Source organism: Kitasatospora sp. NPDC057965, assembly GCF_042887135.1.
Classification (GTDB): domain Bacteria; phylum Actinomycetota; class Actinomycetes; order Streptomycetales; family Streptomycetaceae; genus Kitasatospora.
In genome coordinates this window covers 24,534-44,719 of sequence record NZ_JBHVPZ010000024.1, presented here as the reverse complement: position 1 = coordinate 44,719, position 20,186 = coordinate 24,534, and the positions used below count along the sequence as shown (strand labels likewise).

Annotated in this window: 15 protein-coding genes; 8 read left to right on the top strand and 7 right to left on the bottom strand. The window is 75.5% G+C overall.

Annotated elements, in window-relative coordinates:
* Nucleotides 1-20: 20 nt before the first annotated feature.
* A complete protein-coding gene (locus tag ACFVVU_RS27785) occupies nucleotides 21-686 on the bottom strand; it encodes an RES family NAD+ phosphorylase (protein ID WP_387792963.1) in 666 nt (221 codons plus the stop codon).
* 4 nt (nucleotides 687-690) lie between these two features.
* On the bottom strand, nucleotides 691-1,335 hold the full coding sequence (locus ACFVVU_RS27780) for a hypothetical protein (RefSeq protein ID WP_387792961.1): 645 nt from the start codon (nucleotides 1,333-1,335) through the stop codon (nucleotides 691-693).
* Between the two features lie 283 nt (nucleotides 1,336-1,618).
* On the opposite strand from ACFVVU_RS27780, the gene ACFVVU_RS27775 reads away from it, so the two are divergent.
* From ACFVVU_RS27775 to ACFVVU_RS27755, 5 genes are all read left to right on the top strand, one after another.
* Nucleotides 1,619-3,094, top strand: a complete 1,476-nt coding sequence (locus tag ACFVVU_RS27775) for a hypothetical protein (protein ID WP_387792959.1) — start codon at nucleotides 1,619-1,621, stop codon at nucleotides 3,092-3,094.
* The gene (locus tag ACFVVU_RS27770) at nucleotides 3,084-5,279 is read left to right on the top strand and encodes an AAA family ATPase (protein ID WP_387792957.1); all 2,196 of its coding nucleotides are present in this window, start codon (nucleotides 3,084-3,086) and stop codon (nucleotides 5,277-5,279) included. Before ACFVVU_RS27775 ends, ACFVVU_RS27770 begins: the two co-directional genes overlap by 11 nt.
* Nucleotides 5,267-5,974, top strand: a complete 708-nt coding sequence (locus ACFVVU_RS27765; protein WP_387792956.1) for a 4Fe-4S cluster-binding domain-containing protein — start codon at nucleotides 5,267-5,269, stop codon at nucleotides 5,972-5,974. The genes ACFVVU_RS27770 and ACFVVU_RS27765 overlap by 13 nt, the downstream gene beginning before the upstream one ends.
* A 308-nt stretch (nucleotides 5,975-6,282) precedes the next feature.
* On the top strand, nucleotides 6,283-6,618 hold the full coding sequence (locus ACFVVU_RS27760; RefSeq protein ID WP_380681760.1) for an FHA domain-containing protein: 336 nt from the start codon (nucleotides 6,283-6,285) through the stop codon (nucleotides 6,616-6,618).
* Nucleotides 6,619-6,647: 29 nt separating this feature from the next.
* The gene (locus ACFVVU_RS27755; RefSeq protein WP_387792954.1) at nucleotides 6,648-9,806 is read left to right on the top strand and encodes a hypothetical protein; all 3,159 of its coding nucleotides are present in this window, start codon (nucleotides 6,648-6,650) and stop codon (nucleotides 9,804-9,806) included.
* A gap of 184 nt (nucleotides 9,807-9,990) precedes the next feature.
* On the opposite strand, the gene ACFVVU_RS27750 is transcribed toward ACFVVU_RS27755, so the two are convergent.
* On the bottom strand, nucleotides 9,991-10,563 hold the full coding sequence (locus tag ACFVVU_RS27750; protein ID WP_387792952.1) for a TetR/AcrR family transcriptional regulator: 573 nt from the start codon (nucleotides 10,561-10,563) through the stop codon (nucleotides 9,991-9,993).
* Between the two features lie 135 nt (nucleotides 10,564-10,698).
* Between ACFVVU_RS27750 and ACFVVU_RS27745 the strand changes: the two genes are divergently transcribed.
* Nucleotides 10,699-11,127, top strand: a complete 429-nt coding sequence (locus ACFVVU_RS27745; RefSeq protein WP_380681754.1) for a nuclear transport factor 2 family protein — start codon at nucleotides 10,699-10,701, stop codon at nucleotides 11,125-11,127.
* 18 nt (nucleotides 11,128-11,145) lie between these two features.
* On the opposite strand, the gene ACFVVU_RS27740 is transcribed toward ACFVVU_RS27745, so the two are convergent.
* From ACFVVU_RS27740 to ACFVVU_RS27730, 3 genes are all read right to left on the bottom strand, one after another.
* Complete coding sequence (locus ACFVVU_RS27740; RefSeq protein WP_387792950.1) at nucleotides 11,146-12,129, bottom strand: alpha/beta hydrolase; 984 nt, start codon at nucleotides 12,127-12,129, stop codon at nucleotides 11,146-11,148.
* A gap of 145 nt (nucleotides 12,130-12,274) precedes the next feature.
* A complete protein-coding gene (locus ACFVVU_RS27735; protein WP_387792948.1) occupies nucleotides 12,275-13,471 on the bottom strand; it encodes a serine hydrolase domain-containing protein in 1,197 nt (398 codons plus the stop codon).
* Nucleotides 13,472-13,656: 185 nt separating this feature from the next.
* On the bottom strand, nucleotides 13,657-14,223 hold the full coding sequence (locus ACFVVU_RS27730; RefSeq protein ID WP_387792946.1) for a hypothetical protein: 567 nt from the start codon (nucleotides 14,221-14,223) through the stop codon (nucleotides 13,657-13,659).
* Nucleotides 14,224-14,375: 152 nt separating this feature from the next.
* Here ACFVVU_RS27730 and ACFVVU_RS27725 point away from each other — a divergent pair, with 152 nt between their 5' ends.
* A complete protein-coding gene (locus tag ACFVVU_RS27725) occupies nucleotides 14,376-18,623 on the top strand; it encodes a CHAT domain-containing protein (protein ID WP_387792945.1) in 4,248 nt (1,415 codons plus the stop codon).
* 62 nt (nucleotides 18,624-18,685) lie between these two features.
* On the opposite strand, the gene ACFVVU_RS27720 is transcribed toward ACFVVU_RS27725, so the two are convergent.
* Nucleotides 18,686-19,333 carry a tetratricopeptide repeat protein gene (locus tag ACFVVU_RS27720; RefSeq protein WP_387792943.1) on the bottom strand — a complete coding sequence of 216 codons (648 nt, stop codon included), beginning with the start codon at nucleotides 19,331-19,333 and terminating at the stop codon, nucleotides 18,686-18,688.
* A 330-nt stretch (nucleotides 19,334-19,663) separates the two neighbouring features.
* Here ACFVVU_RS27720 and ACFVVU_RS27715 point away from each other — a divergent pair, with 330 nt between their 5' ends.
* The gene (locus tag ACFVVU_RS27715) at nucleotides 19,664-20,143 is read left to right on the top strand and encodes a hypothetical protein (protein ID WP_387792942.1); all 480 of its coding nucleotides are present in this window, start codon (nucleotides 19,664-19,666) and stop codon (nucleotides 20,141-20,143) included.
* The last annotated feature ends 43 nt before the right edge of the window (nucleotides 20,144-20,186 follow it).

Here is a 20,186-nt window from a genome sequence, read left to right as displayed (position 1 = left end):
CGCCGGAGTCCCGCCGCGCCCTACCGGCGCGGCGGGTCGATCCGGGTGCGGGCCGGGGCGAGGAGGCGGTTGAGCAGTTCGGCGCCCTCGGCGGTGTCCAGCGCGACCGGCGCCGGGCCCGCCGGCTTGACCATGGCGGGCGCGTCGCCGCGCTCGTAGAGGATGCAGGCGCTGCTCCCCAGGTCCCGCTTGGACGGCCACCGCAGGCCGTGCGCCCACGGCGCCTGGCCGCGGATCCAGGCCGCCCAGCGGCGGGTGTGCGGGTAGGCCTCGGGGGTGGAGTGGATCAGCCACTCGTCCTGGTGGACGGCCGCGAGCTGGTCGAGCGTCATCAGGCCGACCAACGGGATGTCACAGGTGGTCTCGATCCGCGACAGCACCCTGCCCCGCACCGCGGCGCGCCGGACCCGCCGCCAGCCGCGCTCGTCGAACGGGACGCCGCGCACCAGCGTCTCCATCACCGCCGTCCGCTCGGAGAACCCGGCGTACAGGTACGGCAGGTGGGCGCCGTCGCCCTGGTAGGAGCAGAACCGGCCGCCCTCGTAGTGGGTGTCGGAGGGGTTCGGGTTGAACGCGGTGGCCGGGTACGCCGCCAGGTGCACGCGGTGCAGGACGGTGCCGGCGGGCAGGATGTCGCGGTGCGGAGTGGCGCGCACGGTCGGGGCGGGGACCTTCACGTCGGGCATGCCCTCACCACTCCGCGATCTCGGCGCGGGCGGCGGCGAGCAGCGTGTGCTCACCGGCGGTTCCCAGCAGGCGGGCGGGCACGGCGTCCAGCCAGGCGTTGGCGCCCAGCCACCAGTCCGCCACGCCCCACGGGTCGTCGTCGGCGTCGAGCAGGCGGTTGACGGCCACGACGACGGGCAGCGGGCGGCCGGAGTCGTCGTCGAACTGGAAGGACGGGAGGCGGACGGTTCCCTGGCGGTCGGTCAGCCGGATGAGGTCGGGGTCGGCGGGGTCGTGCCCGCCCGCCCGGTAGTCGGCGGCGGTGACGGAGTCCGCGGCGAGCAGCCAGTCGTCGGCGTCGTCGGGCGGCGTGGGCGGCCCCAGGAGCACCGCCCCGAGGTTGCCCACGCTGACCACCCTGGTACCGGACGCCGTCACGTCGCCGCCGCCCCGGGCGTAGCGCACGTTGTCGTCGAGGAGCCGGCGCACCGGGTGCCCGTCGGGAAGGGCGGCGCGGACCAGTCGCTGGACCTTGCGCGCGATGCGCTCCGGATCGCCGGTCGTGTCCGCGGCGAGCGCCCGGAGCCCGGCCCGGGACGGCTCGTCGAGGAGCTCCCAGATCTCGCCCCAGTGCTCACGCAGGGCTGCCAGTACGTCCTCCGGCACCATCGTCCCTCACCCCCCCCGCCCGCTCCCGGTCCCGCTCCCGGTCCGATCTGCTGTTCTGCAGCTCTGCTGCGCGCCTGTCGGCCGTCCGCCAGGGTAGCGCGTCGCGGGGCTCCGCGGGCGGTGATCTCGGATTCGCAAAGGCAGGACGGATCAGGCCGGTTCTGCGGCATGATGGTTGCTCAGCAGCACCTCGGGGGCGGTGCCGGTGTGCGAGCGGTCGTTCGACATGTGGCGCGTTCCCGGTTCGTGCCGCAGGTCACGACTCGCGCTCGGAAGGCGGCCGGTGAGCATTTCTGCGGGATACGGGTGGTCCTACGTCGATCAGGAGGCCGAGCGCCGGCGGCAGTTGCGCGCCCGGTTGGCCGCTGAGGCCCAGCGCGCCGCGAACCTCCGGCAGGCCGAGGAGGCCCGGGTGGCGCTGCGGGCCAGGCTGGCCGCCGAGGAGCGCCGGGCCGGGCTGCGGGCCAAGCTCAATGAGCTGGGCGAGGAGGCGCAGGGGCTGCGCGGCGAGGCCCAGCGGCTGCGGCGCGCGTACCGGACGGACCGGGTGACCGTGGAGACGGTCACCGTCCGGGCGGGGGCGGACGAGGCCGAGCTGACGCGGGCGGTCGAGCGGGCGTGGGCGGCCAACGCGCGTGCGGCGCGGGAGTTGGAGGAGGCGGTCCAGGACGTCTGGTCAGCGGTGCTGCCGGAGGCGGTGGTCGAACCGGAACGCCCGCGTCCGGCCCGTTCCGGCCGGGGTGGTGCAGCCGATCCCGTGGCCGCCGCCGAGGCCGCCGCTTCCGCCGCTTCCGCCGCCGAGGCCGCCGAGCGTGAACGGGTCGAGCGGATCGAGCGGGTCCGGTCCGGCGCCCTCGTCGAGGCGCAGGCGATCCTGGACCGCGACGTGCCCCGCTGCGACCCGGTCGACCTCGAACGGGTCGCCGGCCTGGTGCGCACCCTGAAGGCGGCCGGTACCGTCTCCGACGTCCGGACGACCCTCACCGACCTCGCCGCGCTCGTCCAGCACTCGGTGCAGCGCCGCACCCGCGAGGAGGAGCGCGCCGAACAACGCGCCGCCCTGGTGGAGCTGGCCCAGGACGCGGAGCCGGCCGACCGGGACCGGCTGGTCGCCGACCTCGCCGCCGCCGAGGACCCGGCGTACCTGCGGCCCGCCGTGGAGGCGGCCGTGGCCCGGGCGGACGCGCGCCGCCACCGGGCGCCGGTCGCGGCGGCGCTCGCCGAGGTGCTGCGCGAGCGGGACTACCAGGTGGGCGCGGACTTCGCGGACCTGCTCGCCGAGGAGGGCGAGGTGGTGGTGCCGTTCGGCGATCCGGACCCCGGGCGTACGGCGACATCCGGCGCGGGGGAGACGGACGACGAGCCGCCCGCCTCCGGCTACGGGCTGCGGCTGGTGCTCGCACCGGACCGGGCGACCCTGTCCACGGCGGTCGTCCGCCGCGACGACGCCGGCACCGCCGACGGGGAACAGGGCGCGGAGGAGGAAGAGGAACGGGACGAGGCCGTCCAGGAGTGGTTCTGCGACGAGCAGTTGCCCGCCATCGAGGACGGCATCCGGCAGCGCGGTGTCCAGTTGCAGCGGACGTCCGCGATGCCGCCGGGCGCGCTGGCGGCCGGACTCGTCCCGGGCGGCTGGTGGCCGCAGCCGCCGTCCGAGGCCGCGCCGCCGCGCCGCCGTCCGAAGCCGAAGAAGCGCGACGCCAGGACCGAGTCGACCGGCTTCCGCACCAAGCCGCAGGAGCGCCACCGTGACCGCTGAGCCCCCTCCCGAGGACCGCGCGGACCTGCGAAAGGACGCCGCGGCGGCGCCGGACGAGGACAACCCGGCCACCGGCACGCCCAGTTGGATCCGCGAGCTGGACATGGCGCTCACCGTCTACCCGCAGGTGCTGCTCACCGGCAACGTCCGCGACCAGTACCTGCTGCCCGACGACCACGCCGCCGGCAGCAGCGAGACGCTCGCGCCGTACAGCCTCGGCGGAGTGGTCGAATCGCTCTGCGCGGCCCGCGAGTACGGGGCGATCGCGTTTGTCGACCAGGTCAACGACCGCATCGCCCTGCTGCGGCTGAGTGCCACGGTGGAGCAGATCCCCCGGGCGATCCGGGAGTTCGTCGAGCGCGACGAGCGGTGGCGGCGCGGCGGCGGCGGTCAGCGGTCGGACGGCTCGGCGGCGAACGGTCCGGCGGCGAACGGCTCCGGTGAGGGTGGTTCCGGAGAGGGCGACGACGGTGAGCCCGACATGCTGGACCGTCTGCGCGACGCGATGGTCGCCGTCGTCCAGCACCCCGGCCCGCCGATCGCCCTGGTCGTCCCGTATGCCGGCCGGCTGGGGTCGCCGCAGGCGCCCGTCGCCGGTGAAGCCGCCCGACTCTTCGCCGCAGCCGAGGAGTTGGGTCACACCGCGCGGCCGGTGCAGGGCGCGACCGCGGTCACGCCGTACAACACGGTGGTCTGGGTGGTGGAGCGGCAGGAGGAGCTGCCCAGGGAGTTCGCGGTCGGCAGCCGCGCCCTGCGGGTGATCAACGTGCCGGAGCCGCCGCACGACCAGCGGCTCGCGGCGGCGCGGCACGTGGTCGGCGGACTCGCCCGCTACCAGGCGGCGACCGGCGGACCGTCCCTCACCGCGGAGGAGACCGCGGCGGCGACCAAGGCGCTCGCCAACTCCTCGCACGGGATGGGCAGTTCCGAGGTGATGGCGATCGGCCGGATGGCCCTGGACCGCGGCCTTCCGGTCCAGCGGCTCGACGAGGCCGCCCGCCTCTACCGGATCGGCGTGCTCGACAACCCGTGGGCGACCGCCGAACTGCGCGAACGCATCGTCGACGGTGAGGAGTTCCTCAACAGCAAGGTGATCGGCCAGCCGCACGCCGTCCGCCGCACCCTGGAGATCTTCATGCGCTCGGCGGCCGGGCTCAACGGCGCCCAGGCCTCCAGCTCGCCCAGCCGGCCGCGCGGAACGCTCTTCCTGTCCGGCCCGACCGGAGTCGGAAAGACCGAACTCGCCAAGGGCGTAGCCGAGATGATCCTCGGCAAGGACGCCCGGCCGATCCGCTTCGACATGAGCGAGTTCGCCGAGGAGCACGCCCGCGACCGTCTGATCGGCGCCCCGCCGGGCTTCGTCGGCCACGACGCGGGCGGTGAACTCACCAACGCCGTCAGGGCCAACCCGATGAGCGTGCTGCTCTTCGACGAGATCGACAAGGCGAACCCGCGACTGTTCGACCTCTTCCTGCAGATCCTGGAGGACGGGCGGCTCACCGACGGGCACGGTGCCACCGTCTACTTCACCGAGTGCGTACTGATCTTCACCTCCAATCTCGGCATCACCGCGATGGTGGTGGGCGATCCGCCGAACGGCGGGGCCAAGGCGGACGGCGAGGAGCCCGGCGGCGGGGCGGCGGTCGCGGACGGGAGCGCCGGGAGCGGTGGGAGTGGCGGGAACGGCGGGAGCGCCGGGGCGTACGGGAGCGCCGGGCCTCGCACGGTCCGGCGGGAACTCAGCCGTCACGACGATCCGGTGATGGTGCGTCAGGCTCTGCGCGACGCCTTCGACGTCTTCTTCAACGACCAGATCAAGCGGCCCGAGCTGCGCAACCGCTTCGGCGACAACTTCATCCCGATGGACTTCATGCAGGAGAAGTGGGTGCCGCAGATCCTCGACAAGGCCATCGCCTCGGTGGCGTCCCGCGTCCAGGAGGTCCACGGCGCCGCACTCACCCTCTCCGACGACGCCTGGGAGGTGCTGCGGGTCGAGGCCACCCGGCGGCTGGACCACGGCGGTCGCGGTGTGCTGACCGCCGTCGAGTCGGCGCTGGTCAACCCGCTGGCCAGGGAGATCTTCCGGACCCCGCCGCGGCGCGGCGACCGGATCGAGGTGGTCGCCGTCGAGGGTGACGAGGACGGCGAGGGCTACCGCCTGGAGGTCGAACGGTGGCCGGCCTGAGCGCGGACGGGACGGCCGGCGTGGCCGGCCCGGTCGTCCCGGCCGCTCTGGTCGCCCAGGTCTCCAGGCCGGTGACCGCGCTCGGCCCCGGCCGACGGCTCGGCGTCTGGTTCCAGGGATGCACGCTGGCCTGCCCCGGCTGCATGTCCCGGCACACCTGGGACCCGTCCACCGGGCGGGAGTTGACGGTCGACCGGTTCGCCGCCCTGTGGCAGGCCGCGCTCGCCGACGGTCTCGACGGCCTCACCGTCAGCGGCGGCGAACCCCTGGAGCAGCCCGCGGCCCTCGCCGCGCTGCTCGCCGCCGCCGACGCGGAACGCCGCCGGGCCGGGGCCGTCGCCGACCTGCTGGTGTACACCGGCTGGGAGCCGGAGGAACTGGCCGCCGACCCGGCCACCGCAGCCGCCCTGGACGGGGCGGACGCGGTGATCACCGGCCGCTACCGGGCCGGGCAGCCCACCCGGCTGGCCTGGCGCGGCTCGGCCAACCAGCGGCTCGTCACCCGAACGGCGCTCGGCCGCGAGCGGTACGCGCCCTTCCTGGAGCACCGGCCGGAGCGGCCCGAACTCCAGGTGCACGTGAGCGAGGGCGAGGTCCGGGTGATCGGGGTGCCGCGCCCCGGGGACCTGAGCCGGATCGAACGCGACCTGGTCCGGCGCGGCGTGACACTTCGGGAGAACTCTTGGCGACCGTGATCTACCGCTGCCCGGTGGGCGCGCCGGGGGAGTGTCCGACCTCGGCCACCCGGGGGTACTGCCAGGTGCACATGTTCCAGCAACTGGAGCGGTACGACCCGGTCGAGGACACGCCGCCGCCCTCGCCGCCGACACCGCCTGCGCCACCCACGCCGCCTGTGCCACCCACATCGCCGGCACCGCAGGCCGCGCCGCCCGTCGACGCCGCGGACCGTGAGCCCGGGCCCGGGCCCGGGCCGGTTACCCGTCCGGCGCGTCCAGCCCGTCCGGCGCGTCCTGCCCGTCCGGCCGGACCGGCCCGGCAGCCGGTGGTCCGGCTCGCCCTGGTGATCGCCGGGGCCCTGCTGCCCGTCCGCGCCGAGGGCCGGCGCGGGGGCGGCGGACTGGCCGTCGGCCGCGACGAGCCCGACTGCGCCGCCGTCCCCGGCCTGGCCGCCCTCGACCAGCTCTCCCGCCACCACGCCCGGCTGCGCTGGATCGACGGCGCGCTGCACGTCGAGGACCTGGACTCGACCAACGGCACGTTCGTCGACGGCCGCCGGATCACCACCCCGACCCGCGTCGGGCCGGGCGCGCGGCTGCGGTTCGCGCTGGACGTGGACGCCCAGGTGATCGAGATCGACGAGTTCGGCGCACCCCGGTGAGCGGGGGACGCGAGGAGGAGAACGGCGCGATGGCCGACACACCGCCGGAGCCGAGCCCGGCCACCCGCAAGCAGGGCCGCGGGCGGGCGAACGGCCGGGGCCGCGCTGGCGGCCGGCCCCCGCAGCCGGACCCCGGGGACGGCGGCACCACCGCCGCCGCCGAGAGCCCGCGCACCCGCGTCCAGCGCGCGCGCCCGACCCCCGCTCCCGGCCCCGGCCCCAGTGGAGCCGTCCCGGGCCCGCGCACCCGCGTGCAGCGCGGCGCCCCCACCCGCGTCCAGCGGCCGGGCGGCCCCGCCGGACCCGCCGGACCCGCCGGACCCGCCGAGCCCGGCGAGTCGGCCGAACCCGCCACCCCCGCCGCGTCGGCCTCCGACCCGTCCGGCGCCTTCCCCGCCGCCCTCACCGACCGCTACCACCCCCTGGGCCCCGTCGGCTCCGGCAGCGAGGGCACCGTCTGGCACGTCCGCCGCGCCGACGGCGCCGGCGAGGCGGCCGTGAAGGTCGGCAACCCCGGTGTGCGGGCCGACACCGAACTCCTCGCCCACCTCGCCGGGGACCCCGTCTTCCGCCGGCACGTCCCCGAGATCCTCGGCCACGGCCAGGTCGAGCACGCGGGCGCGCTGTGCGACTGGATGGCGATGGAGTACCTCCCGGTCACCCTCGCCGACCACGTCGACGAGCTGCGCACCCGGCGCCGCCTGGACCGGCGCGGCGAGAGCGAGCGGATCATCCGTGAACTGGTGGACCTGCTGGCCTTCTGGCAGAGCACCATCGCGCGCAACCCGGTCGACTTCAAGCCCGCCAACATCCTGGTCCGCCCCGCCGGGACGGACGGCCGCTCCGCCGCCCAGTTCGTGGTGGCCGACTTCGGCGGCGTCGCCAAGCTGACCGCCAGCCGCCGCTTCTCCGCCGACATGCAGGTCACCGTCGCCTACATGGCGCCCGAACAGCTCGCCGGCCACAACCATCCGGCGGGCCCGTGGTGGGCGCTCGGCACCATCCTCTACGAGGTGTTCACCGGCGCCGGCCGCTACCGGCGCGCGGACGGCGGGCTGATCAGCGACGAGGCGCTGCAGATCCGGCTGGTGATGGACGCCGAGGTGGACGTCTCGGCGATCCCCGACGAGCGCCGCCGACTGCTGCTCCAGGGCCTGTTCACCAAGGACCCCGCCGACCGCTGGACGGCGGACCAGGTGCGCGCGTGGCTGACCGGCGGCAGCCCGGAGGTGGTCCGCAGCCGGGTCGACCCGCCGCAGCCCGAGCCCGTCCCGACTCCGCCCGCGCACCGTCCGATCGCCTTCCGCGGCCAGGACTTCCGCGATCCGGCCGCGCTCGCCGAGGCGCTGCTCGGACGGTCGGCGGACGCGGCGGCGTGGCTGGTCAGCGGTGGTGCGCGGCGGCTGCGCGACTGGCTTCGGGACGAGGTGAAGGACACCGTCCTGGACCTGCACTACCTCAAGGACGTCGAGCGCGGCACCCCGGCCGACAAGTCGGCGGCGGCCTCCCGGGCGGTGCTGGCGCTCGGCGTGGCGTTCACGCCGGAGGCCGTCCCGTACGTGCGGGACCGCCGGGTGGACGCGGCCGGGCTCGCCCAGCTGGCGGGGGAGGCCGACGGGCCGGGATTCGTCGAGGAGCTGGTCACCGCCGGGCTGGTCGGGCTCGCCGCCCGCTTCCACTGCGGGCACGCCGACTGCCGGGAGGGGGCCTGCGCCCGGCTGCTCGCGCTCAGCGGGACGGCGGCCGTGCTGGACGCGGTCGAGCGCGAGGCCCGCACCCTCGGCGGGCGCACCGGCGGCGGTGGGCTGACCGCGAACGAACGGGCGGCCGCGCGGCGTTGGGTGCTGCTGCTCGCCATCCAGCCGCAGCAGCAGCGGCGCGCCGTCGTCCGGCGGCTCTCCCTGCTGCCGGGCCCGCTGGCGGCGCTGCCCACGGGGGTCCAGCGGGCGGCCGCCGCCGTCGAGGCCGTGGCGGCGCGGGTGCGTATCGGTGATCGTGACGGTTTCCGTCGGTGGTCGGACCTCAGCCGCCGCGCGCTCGCCGCCGATCCGACGACGGCCGACGGACGGGGCGTGCTCGCGGCGGCGGCCGTGCTGCAGGTGCGCAGCGTCCGGGCGGGCGGCGCGGATCGCGGGCGCGCCCGCGGGGAGCGGAAGGTGGATGTGCGCGCCTGGTGGGGCGGCGCACGCACCGCGCTGCCCCGGCGCGCGGTGGCGGCCGTGTTGCTGTTCTTCGCGCTCGGCCTCACGCTCTGGTCGGGGGCGGTGCTGCGGTTCGCCGTCGACTTCGGCGCGGGCGGGCGGCTGCTGCCGGGCGGTCCCTTCGACGGCCCGCTGCGGACGGTCGGCGAGGCCGCGGCGCTGGCGACGGCCGGCCAGCTCGGTGCGGTGCTGGTCGCGGCGGTGGCGGTGGTCGCGTTCCCGGCCCGGGTCGGGCGGCGGATGCTGTTCCTCGTGGTCGCCGCCTCGCTCACCATCGGCTATCTGCACCTCGGCCCGCCGATGACGGTGCTCGAAGCGCCGCAGCCGGTGGTCGACCGGGTGGTCAGGTTCGGTGGCGGAATGGAGAACTGGACGGGTGTCGGCGCGCTGGCGGCGATCGTGCTCGCGCTGTACCTCAACAACCGCCCGGTGACCTGGCTGCTCACCTCCGCCCACACGGCCTCGGAACGGGCGGCCGGTGACCGTCGGCGCGCCGCCGCCCGCCGCCGCGCCGCCCGCGGGGGCGGGGTCGTCGGCTTCCGCGACCGGCTGCTGTTCTGGCTGGGCGGGACCCTCGTGCTGACCCTGCTGCTGTGGTCGGCGGTCGAGGTCCGGATCGCCGTCGTCGACCGGGACCGCCACCTCACGCCGGAGTCCTGGGGCACCGGCCAGGTCGGCGCCGCCTACCAGGCCGACTACCTGCTGCTCCTGGCCTTCCTCGCCTTCCTCGCCGCCTGCGCCACCCCCGGCGCGGCCCGCCGCCTCCTCGCCGGCTCCGCGGTCGGCACGGCCGTGCTCGGCGCCTGGCCCCCGCCCCTGGGCCCCTTCGAAGCCCTCCGCATCCCCGTCCTGGGCCCCTGGTTCCGTTCCCTCGCCACCCTCTGGGGCCATGCCGCCTTCTGGGCCGCCCTCCTCCTCATGCTCCCCCTCGCCTGCTACCTCGCCCTCTGGACCACCCGCCGCCTCCCCACCCCCGCGGCGGAGTAGGAAGTCGGCCCAGCCGACTTCCCACCCCACCCGCCCGCGCAATCCATGCGCGTAGGCAACTTGGAGTCGGGTGGCTGGTGGGCTTCGGAAGTCGGGCCCGCCGACTTTCTGCTCCGCTTCCGTCGATCCATGCGCGTGCGAGAGCGGGAAGTCGGGCCGGCCGACTTCCTACTCCCGCTCGGGGTCAGTGTGGGCGCAGGCCGTCGAGGAGGACTGTCAGGATGTGCTCGCGGGCGGCTGGGTCGGGGCCCAGTTGCTCCAGGGCGGCGTTGGTGCCGACGAGGAGGGCGAGGAGTTCGGGCAGGGTCAGTTCGGGGCGGGCGGTGCCGGCGAGCTGGGCGCGCCGCAGGAGGTCGGCCAGCAGTTCGCGGATCGCGGCCGAGGGGGCGCGCAGGGAGGTGTGGACGTCGACCCCCGCCGCCGTGAGCGCCTGGGCGAACGCGCTCTTGCCCACCGACTGTTCGGCGATCAGCCGGAAGCAGGCGAACAGGGCGTCGGCGGGCGCGGATTCGGCGGCCACCCGGGCCGCCCCGGCGGCGACCGTCTCCAGTCGGCGCACCATCACCGCCTCCAGCAGCGCCTCCTTGGTGGGGAAGTGGCGGAACAGCGTGCCGACCCCGACCCCGGCGGCGCGGGCGATCTCCTCGGTCGGGACGCCGACGCCCCGAGTGGTGAACACCTCGGTGGCGGCGTCCAGCAGTCTGGCCCGGTTGCGGGCCGCGTCCGCCCGAAGCGGACGGTCCTGAGTGCCGGTCAACTCTCCAACTCCCTTTTCTCGTTGGCAGGAACGACGGACGCCCGGCCCTGGACAACCGGAGTGGTCAGTCCGTATGGTCTAAGCGGAGTCGCCGGTCCGGTTCCGGTGGCGCACACATCGTTCCGGGGGTTGATCATGTCCGAAACGCGCTCGCCGCGCGAGGTCTTCCACGCGCTGCTCGACGGCATCACGGCCGGTCGGTTCGCCGAACTGGCCGGGCTCTACGCCGAGGACGCCGTGGTGGAGATGGTGTTCGAGCCGGTCGGCCCGCGCAGGTTGGAGGGGCGCGAGGCCCTGCGGGAGCGTTTCCTCGCCGTCGGTGAGCACTCGCCGCTGGACCTGGGCGCCCGTAACGTCGTCGTCCGCGCGACCGACGACCCCGAGGTGGTCGTCGGCGAGTGGGACTACGACGTCCGCCACCGCACCACCGGGCGGGAGTCGACCGTCGCCAACCTCCAGGTACTGCGCGTGCGTGACGGCCTCATCGTGCACAGCCGCGACTTCCACGACCACCTCGCCCTCGCCGACCTCCTCGGCTCCCCGCCGCAGCCGGCCGCGCGGTAGCCGCTGCCGTCCGGGTGCTCAGCGCGCGAGGAGCCGGCGGAGCCAGCGGATCCGGGCGTCGCGGGCGTCCCGGCTGAGCGCCGCCTCCGGCGCGAAGGTGTCGAAGCCGTGGAACGCGCCTGGCCAGACGTGCAGTTCGGCCTCGCCGCCGGCCCGCCAGATCCCGTCGGCGTACGCCACGGCCTCGTCGCGGAAGGTCTCGGCCGACCCGACCTCGACGTAGGCCGGGGGCAGCCCCGACAGGTCCGCGGCCCGCGCCGGGGCCGCGTACGGCGGCAGCTCGGGGGCGCCGTGGAGCTCGCCGAGCGCGGCCCGCCAGGCCGTCGTGTTGGAGGTCCGGTCCCAGGTGTCGTGGCCGGCCAACTGGCGGGCGGAGAAGCTGTTGTTGCGGTCGTCGAGCATCGGGCTCAGCAGCAGCTGTCCGACCGGGGCCGGCCCGCCGCGGTCGCGGGTCAGCAGGGCGAGCGCCGCGGCGAGGCCGCCCCCGGCGCTCTTGCCGCCGACCACGACACGCCCGGCGTCGACGCCCAGCCGCCGCGCGCGGTCGGTCGTCCAGCGCAGCCCGGCGAAGCAGGCCTCGACCGCGGCCGGGTACGGCGCCGCCGGCGCCAGCGGGTACTCGACGGAGATGACGGCGATCCCGAGCGGCTCGGCCAACTCCCGCAGCAGCCGGGGGAGTACCGACCAGGCGTTGCCGGTGATCAGACCGCCGCCGTGCAGGTAGTAGAGCAGCGGCAGCGGCCCGCCCGCCCCGGTGGGCCGGGCACTCACCAGCCGTACGCCCGACGCGTCCAGCTCCGCCACCTCGAACCGCCCGCCGTCCCGCAGCACCTCCACGGTCGGGCGGGGGCGGACGGCGGCGTCCCGCTCCTGCCACGCGGCGAGGTTCTCCGGGGTGACCGGCCCCCGCGCCACCGCCCCCGCGGACGTCAGCGCGGCACTCAACTCCGGATCGAACGGCGGGGGAGTCGCAGCCCCGCCGCCCTCGCTGCCGCCCCTCATGAACCCCGCCCGCCCCTCGTCCCGTCGTCCCTGCCGGAGGCCCCGACCCGCCCAGCCTGCCAGGCCGGACCGCCCGGCACCCCGCCGGAGTGGAAAGTCGGCTGGTCCGACTTCCCACTCCGGCGCCCGGTTTCCGGCCTCGGGGCTACTTGCCCGGCGGGATGTCGTAGACGTGGTCGGGGGTGATCACGCTGGTGATGGCCCGGCCGAGCAGGGTGCTGGGTTCGGAACCCTGGGACGAGATGTCGGTGTTGAGCAGCACGACCAGAGTCGCGCACTCCTCCGGCAGGTAGATGGTGAGGCTCTCGTAGCCGGGCAGCGAGCCGTTGTGACCGATCCACCCGTTGATGTCGAAGATCCCGAGGCCGTAGCCCGCACCGGGGACGCCGGTCGGCAGGACGGCCAGGCGCTGGGCCTGGGTGCCGGGCGACAGCAGGGTGCCGGTGGCGACGTCCTTCGCCCAGTGGCTGAGGTCGTGCAGGTCGGAGACCAGCGCGCCCGCCGACCAGGCCCACGAGGGGTCCCAGTGCGTGGAGTCGGCGACCGCGCCGCTGGGGGTCTGGTCGGTGTAGCCGTGGGCGTACGGCTCGGGGAGTTCGGTGCCCCGGGGGAAGAGGGTGCGGCGCAGCCCGCTGGGCTCGGTGATGCGGTCGTGGACGAAGGCCTCCAGGCTCCGGCCGCTCACCCGCTCGACCAGCAGGCCGAGCAGGATGTAGTTGCTGTTCGAATACTGGAACTGCGAGCCCGGCGCGAACTCGTTCTCGTGCTTGTAGCCGTACGCGAGCAGTTCCTCGGGGGTGAAGACGCGGTTCGGGTCGGCGAGGAACGCGTTGATGAAGTCCTCGTCCGAGCTGTACGGGAAGAGGCCGCTGCGCATGTCGAGCAGGTCGCGCACCCGGATGTCCTCGCCGGACGGGACGCCGTCGACATACTTCGCGATCGGGTCGTCGAGGCCGACCGGGCCCTCGTCCACCAGCTGCAGGACGGCGGTGGCGGTGAAGGTCTTGGTCTCGCTGCCGATCCGCATGTTCAGGCGGTCGGTCATGGGAGCGCCGGTCTCCTTGTCGGCGACGCCGAACGCCCGCAGGTAGTCGCCCTGACCGGGGATCCGCAGGTCGACCTGCACACCGGGGATGCCCGCCTCCCGCATCACCTGCTGGATCGTTTCGTCCAGCCTCGCCTGGAGCTCCGGGCTCAGCTCGTGGTCCTCGGCGGTGGTCACGGCCACCGGTGCCGCAGCGGGCCCGGGGGCCGCCGGCGCGGCACCCAGCGTCAGCGGGAGCAGCCCGGCGACGGCGAGCGCCGCCGCGCCGAGCGTACGGGCCGGGGAACGTCTTCTCATGGTGCGGGGCCTTCCTGCGGTTCGGAGGGGATCTGCTGAGCCGATCGTCGGCGACGAGGAGCCGCCGGACCGTCCCTCCGATGCGCGGGCCGGGTATCAGACCTGATGATCCATCCGATCGGTCCTACGGTCAGGTGGCGGTGTCCCCCGCCCCGCCGGCCCTCGGCCCTGACCGCCGGTCGTCCTCACCGCTCCGGAGGCCGGGACGGCAGGCCGGCGGCCCAGGCGGCCAGGGTGGTGAAGTCGGCGGTGGTCAGGCCGGTGCGCGGGTCCACGTGGTGGAGGAGGGCGGGGCCGGCGTGGTGGGTGCGGACCCAGGCGTGGTCGGCGGCGGTGATCTGGTCGTCGATCCAGGCGAACGGGCGGCCGCGCGCCCAGGTGACGATGTCGGGGGTCTTCCAGAACACGCCGTCCGCGGGTTGCTGCCGGGGCTCGGACCAGGTGATGACGGGGAGTGCGGGCAGCCCGAGCAGGGGTGCGAGGAAGTCGTCGGCTTCGTGTTCCCAGGTTGTTGCCCAGACCAGATCGAAGGGCAGTGCGGTGAGGGACGGGCCGTGTTCCGGGTTGAGCCAGACGCGTAGGGGTTTGGCGGGTCTGTCGGGCAGTCCGTACGCGGTCAGGCGGCGGCGCTCGGCGGCCTCCCAGCGCGGGGTGAGGAGGCGGTGCGTGGTGTAGCCCTCGGGGCGGCGGTGCGGCTTGGCCGCGTAGGGGTTCAGGGGGCCGTCGACGTCGATCAGCAGCAGCGGCCGCATCGGTCTCCTCTCCCGGTCGGTGCCGTGGTGTTCAAACCACTCGAACGAAGGATCGGACGGGGTGGTTCCGGTGGTTGGCGGCGGGGATTGACAAGGTGTCGGCGGTGCGGTCGCCCGCCGTGCGAGAGTGTGGTGCGGGGAGGGGAGGACCGGTGGCGGTGGTGGACGAGGTGCAGGTGCTGGTCGGGCGCGGTCGGCGGCTGCTGGAGGAGTACGACGCGGCGCCCGATCCGCGGCGGGCCGGCCTGGCGCTGTCCGGGGCACTGACGGCGTTCTCGACGGCGCGCACCCAGCTGGAGGAGGCGGGTCCGGAGGTGTCGCCGGGGGCGCTCGCCGAGGCGCGCTACCTGGTCGGGCTGACGCTGTCCGTGCGCTACTGGTGGGCCGCCGGACAGCCGGAGTTCGCCGAGGACGAGGAGCTGCGGCCCGCCGTGCTCGCCGAACGGGCCGAAGCGGCGGAGCTGTTGGCTTTCACGATGGCCGCGTTCGACCGGGAGGCGCCGGAGTGGGCGGAGGCGGTGTTCCGGCTCGGGCTGCTGCTGCACGCGCGCTTCGAGGACGACGCGGTCGTCGGCGTCGCCGACCCGGCGGCCCGCCCGGAGGACCTGGACCGGGCGATCGACCTGCTGCGGATCGTCTGTCCCGTCCCGGTGCCACCCGATCCCCGGCGGGCCGAGGCCGGGGACGTCGCGGCGGAGGAGGCGGAGGCCGCGTACGACGCGCAGCACCACTTGGCGCTCGTCACCCTCGGCCGCGCCCTTGCCGACCGGGCCGAGCGCGACGGCGCCGAGCGCGACGCCGCCGAGCGCGACGACAACGACAGCGACGGCAACGACAGCGACCGCGGCGCCGCCGAACGAACGGCCGCCGAAGCCGTGTTGGAGGGCCTGCTCGAACGGGTGTACCCGGAGCCGTGGAGCGAACCCGGGGAGCCGCCGTACCGCCCCGACCCCGACGCCGAGCCGGGACCGGACGAGGTCGCCGACCCGATCGAGCTGCTGGCCCGGGAACGCCTCGTCCGGCTGCTGCTGGACGGGCCGGACGACCTGGACGAACCGTGCACCGAGCGTGCCCTCACCCATCTGGAGGCGATCGCGGCCACCGCCGCCCTGGACTCCCCCTTCCGGCTGTTCGCCGCCCTCCGGCTGGTCGACCTGTACGCCGCCCGGGGCGACGGCGGGGGTATCCGCCCCGAGGACGCCGCGCACCGGCTCGCCCGGCTGCGCGAGCTGCGCCGGCTGCTTCCGCCCGAGCACCCGCAGGGCGGGACGGTGCGCTGGCTGCTCGGCAACACCCTCTCCGCGCTGGCCCGCCGGCAGGGCCACACCGTTAGTGCCGAGGCCCGCGAGGCGGTCGGGGTGCTGCGCGAGGGCGTGGCCGGCATGGCCGAGGACGACCCGGTGCGGCCGCCGTCGCACGCGGTGCTCGGCTCGCTCGTCCACGCGCTGGGCCAGCACGAACCGCAGACGTACCGCATCGAGGACGCCGTCCACCACCTCACCCGGGCGGCGGACACCCTGGAGGAGGGGGACCACGGCGTCCTGCGCGGCGAGATCCTCCAGCACCTCGCCGACGCATCCCTGTCGAGGACGGAGTTCTCCACCGACCGGGCCGAGCTGGACCGGGCGATCGACCTGCTCGAATCCGCCGGCTCCGCCCGCGACCGCCCCCCGGACGCCCTGTGGTCGGACGAGCAGCTGCACGGTTCACTCGCGGCGGCGATGGCCAAGCGGTTCGCGCTCACCAACGCCGTCAGTGACCTGGACGCGGCGATCCGCCACCAGCGCGCCGCGTTCCGCCGGGCGGCCCCGGACGACGTCAACCGGGTCGTCTACCTGGAGAACCTCGCGGGCAGCCTCTACCAGCGCTACCTCGTCGGCGGTGACCACCAGGACCTGGAGGCCTGCCGCCGCTACATCGACGAGGTGGTCGCGCACCTCTCGGTCTCCGAATACCCGGGCGTGGAGCGGCTCCTGGCCACCCAACGGCCGGCCCTGGAGCGGACCAGGCTGATGCTGGACCTCCAGGTGGCCGTGACGACCGGCGACGTCCCGTCGATGGCCCGGACGGTGGCCGCGCTGGAACCGCTGGTCGCGGCGATCCCCGAGGACGACCCCCTGCGGCTGCTGGCCCTCGGCGACTTCGGCTCGGCCATGTTCGTCCTCGCGCTGCACGGGCCGACGGAACTGCTGCCACGCGCCGTCGCGCTGATGGTGGAGGCGGCGGATCGGACCCCGGCCGGGCACCTGCACAAGGGCATGCTCACCATGCGGGCGGCCAGCGCGCTCGGCGGGCTCGCGATGTTCTCCGTGTCCGCCGCCTTCTCGGAGCGCCAGGTCGAGACCGCGCTGCGGTACCTCGACACCTTCCTCGCCGACGAGGACCCCGACCCCGCCAGCAGGGAGGGCATCCGTGCCCAACTGCTGCGGGCCGTCCTGCTGATGCTGCGCTACCGGACCGTGCGCCGGCCCGCCGACGCCGTCGACCTGCTGGCCACCGCCGGGGCCCTGCGCGAACGGCTGCGGCACGGGACGCCCACCCAGGTGCTGGCGGCGGTGAGCCGCCTCATCGCCGACGCCCACCGCGCGCGGCTCGGGCCGGGCGACCGGCGGGCGGGCCGTGAAGCCGGGCTGGCCGGACTGCGCGAGGCGGCCGCGGCCACGCTGCTGCAGGCGGCGGCCGCCCCGGCGCTCGTGGTGGCCCGGGAGAGCGCCGCACGGGCGCTGACCATCGCCCGGTGGTACCTCGCCGACCGGGAGGAGGCGCCGGAGGAGGCGTCGCAGGAGCCGCCGGACGGGGCGGCGCCCGGCGGCGAGCCGTACCTGCGCGCCGCCGTGGAGGCGCTGGAGCTGGGCCGGGGCCTGGTGCTGCACGCCTCCACCGCCACCACCGACGTCCCGGACCTGCTGCGCACCTCCGGCCACGCCGAGCTCGCCGACTCCTGGCTGGCCGGTGGTGCCCCCCAGGACGGCCCGGCCGCCGACCCCTTCGACTTCGACGCGCTGCTCGGCCTGCCCGGCACCCTGCTCGACTCACTTCCCGACGGTGCCGGCATCCCCATGCCGGACGACCTGCGCCGCCGCGCGCTCACCGCGCTCGCCGCCTCCCCGGCCGGGGAGGCGCTGATGGCCCCGCCGCCGCTCGACGAGATCGCCCGCGGCCTGCGCGCGGCCGGCGCCGACGCCCTCGTCTACCTGCTGCCGCCCGGCGGCGGGCGCAGCGGCGAGGCGGTGCTGGTCACGCCCGGCGAGGACGGCGCGGGCGCCCTGCACCTGCTGGCGCTCACCCTGGTCCGCGCCGACGCGGTGCGCTCCGCCGGGCGCGGTCCGCTCGCCGCCTACCGGCAGGCGCACCTGGACCGGCAGGCCACCCTGGACGGCCTGCCGCCCCGGCACCCGCAGCGGATCGCCGCACGGCGCCGCTGGCGGGCCACCCTCGCCGAACTCTGCGACTGGGCCGGCACCACCGTGCTGCGCCCGCTGCTGCGTCACCCCGCCCTGCGGGCGGCCGTCCGCCGCGGCCCGGGCGCACCGCCGCGGCTGGTCCTGGTGCCGTTCGGTGAACTCGGCGGCGTCCCCTGGCACGCGGCGCTGCTCAGCAGCGGGCTGCGGGACGGTGGCCGGCCGGTGCGGGCCGTGGAACGGGCGGTGATCTCGTACGCGGCCTCCGCGCGGCAGTTCTGCGAGGTGGTCCGGCGGCCCCGGCTGCCGCTCGCCGAACGGCCGGTGGTCGTCGGCGACCCGACCCGGGAGCTGATGTTCGCCGAGGCCGAGGCCGAGTACCTGCACGCCGGCTACTACCCGCACGGCACGCTGCTCGGCTACGTCGAGGACGCCGAGGGGGAGGGCACCCCGGCGGAGGTACTGGCCGCGTTGCCCGCGCCCGGGCGGGCCGGGGCGTCCGTCCTGCACCTGGCCTGCCACGCGGTGCCGTCCGGGGAGTCGCCGCTGGACGCCTATCTCGGGCTCGCGCCCGGCCCGCGGGCCGGGGAGCGGTCGGGCCGGCTGCCGGTGGGCGACATCCTGCGCCAGGCCCAGGGCCGTCCGCCGGACTCGCCGGGCGGCCTGGTCGTCCTCGACGCCTGCGTCAGCGACCACACCGGCGGCGACGTGGACGAGGCGCTCACCCTCTCCAGCGCCTTCCTCGCCGCCGGGGCGACGGGGGTGGTCGGCTCGCGCTGGGAGGTGGTGGACGAGATGGTGTGCGTGCTGATGTACGTCTTCCACGGCCGCCTCGCCGCCGGCGACCCGCCCGTCGAGGCGTTGCGCCGCACCCAGCTGTGGGCGCTCGACCCCGACCGTCGCCTGCCCCCGGACGCGCCACCCGAACTCGTCTCCCTCGCCCGCCGCGACCCCGACGCCCTCGACGTCTGGGCAGCCTTCGCCTACCAGGGCGGCTGACGGGGGCACACCGCGGTGGGCGGGCCTGGCGGCTTCGGCGGCTCGGGGGAGGGCGGACGGGGCTACGGAAGGTCGAGATCCTTGCGGGCTTCGGCGATCCGGCGCAGGATGCCGTGGGCCTCGGCGGTCGTGGCCAGTTCGGTCGCCTCGACGAGGGCGGCGGCGTCCTCGCGCCGGTCCTGCTGGGCGGCGAGGTAGCCGAGGCCGACCAGGTTGGCGGCTACGCCGGGCAGGAAGCCCAACTCCCAGCGCAGGCGGGTGGACTCCTCAAGCCGTTCGCGGGCCTCGGCGAGCCGCCCGACGGCGTGGGCGGCGATACCAAGGTGCCGCAGCGCGTAGGACCGGGTCACCAGGTCGCCGGCGTCGGTGGCGAGGGCGAGGGCGCGTTCCAGGACGGGCAGCGCGGCGGGCGCGTCGTCCCGCACGACCTGGTGAAACGTCCCGGCCCAGAACAGCGCCTCGCCCTCGCCCCGGGTGTCGCCGAGCTCCCGGTCGAGCGCGGCGGCGCGCTCGAACAGCTCCAGCTCGCGAGGGTCCGCGACCCGGTCCGCCGGGAACCGGGCGTGCAGCAACCTCCCCCGGGCCAGCGCCAGTTCCGCCTCCACGCCGTCCAGCCCCTGCTCCGCCGCCGCCAGCACGCTCCCGTCACCGCCGAACACGGCGTTCTCGTAGTGGAGTTCGGCCTGCTCGATCCGTATGTCCCTGGTCATGCGCCGATCCTGGCCAGGGCTTGTGGCGCAAGAGCGCGGAGAGCGCGGAGAGCGCGCGCTTCCCGGTACGGGTGGGGTGCTTCGGGCCGGGCCGGTCCGGGCGGAGACGTTCACGGGGCCTCCCCGCTGACGGCGGCTCGGGAGTGCAGGGAAGCGCGCGCTGCTTCGCCGACGGTCCGAGTTGCGGATGTCCGGTGGGCGGCGAAGGCTGGAAACAGACGTATCGGGTGACTTGCTGGACCGGAAGCCGTACGTGCCGGCGGGACGGACCCCGGCCGTCGGTGCAGTGGGCAGTCGTCTCCGGACTCAAGGCGATGAGGGGAAGATGGCATGGCAACCTTCGAGACCTCCAACGACGCCGCCACACCTGCCGTCAAGGGAGAGAACACGGCCGGAGGCGACGCGCTCTTCGGGCAGGCGGCACCAACCGGCCGTGGTGTGGTCGGAGTCAGCGCGGCCCACACCGCCGTTGAGGGGAACACCAGGAGCGGTACCGGGGTCCTGGGCACCGCGGACGGACCCGACGGCCGCGGTGTTGTCGGCACCAGCACCGAGCAGGCCGGGGTCGTGGGTTCCAGCCGGAATTTCATCGGTGTATGGGCGGAAACGAAGAACGCGGACCAGCCGGCTCTGCTGGCGAAGAATCCGACCGGATACGCAGGAAGGTTCGAAGGAGACGTCGTCGTCACCGGCACCTTCGTCAATCCACAGGTGGATCAGCGCCTCATCCAGTTGGAGAACGAAGTGGCCGATCTGCAGAAGACCGTTGCGGTGCTGGTCGGTCTGGCGCATCCGCCGGGAACCGGGTGAGGCTTGTGCGCCGGGTGCCCCGCCGGGTGCGCGACGTCGAACG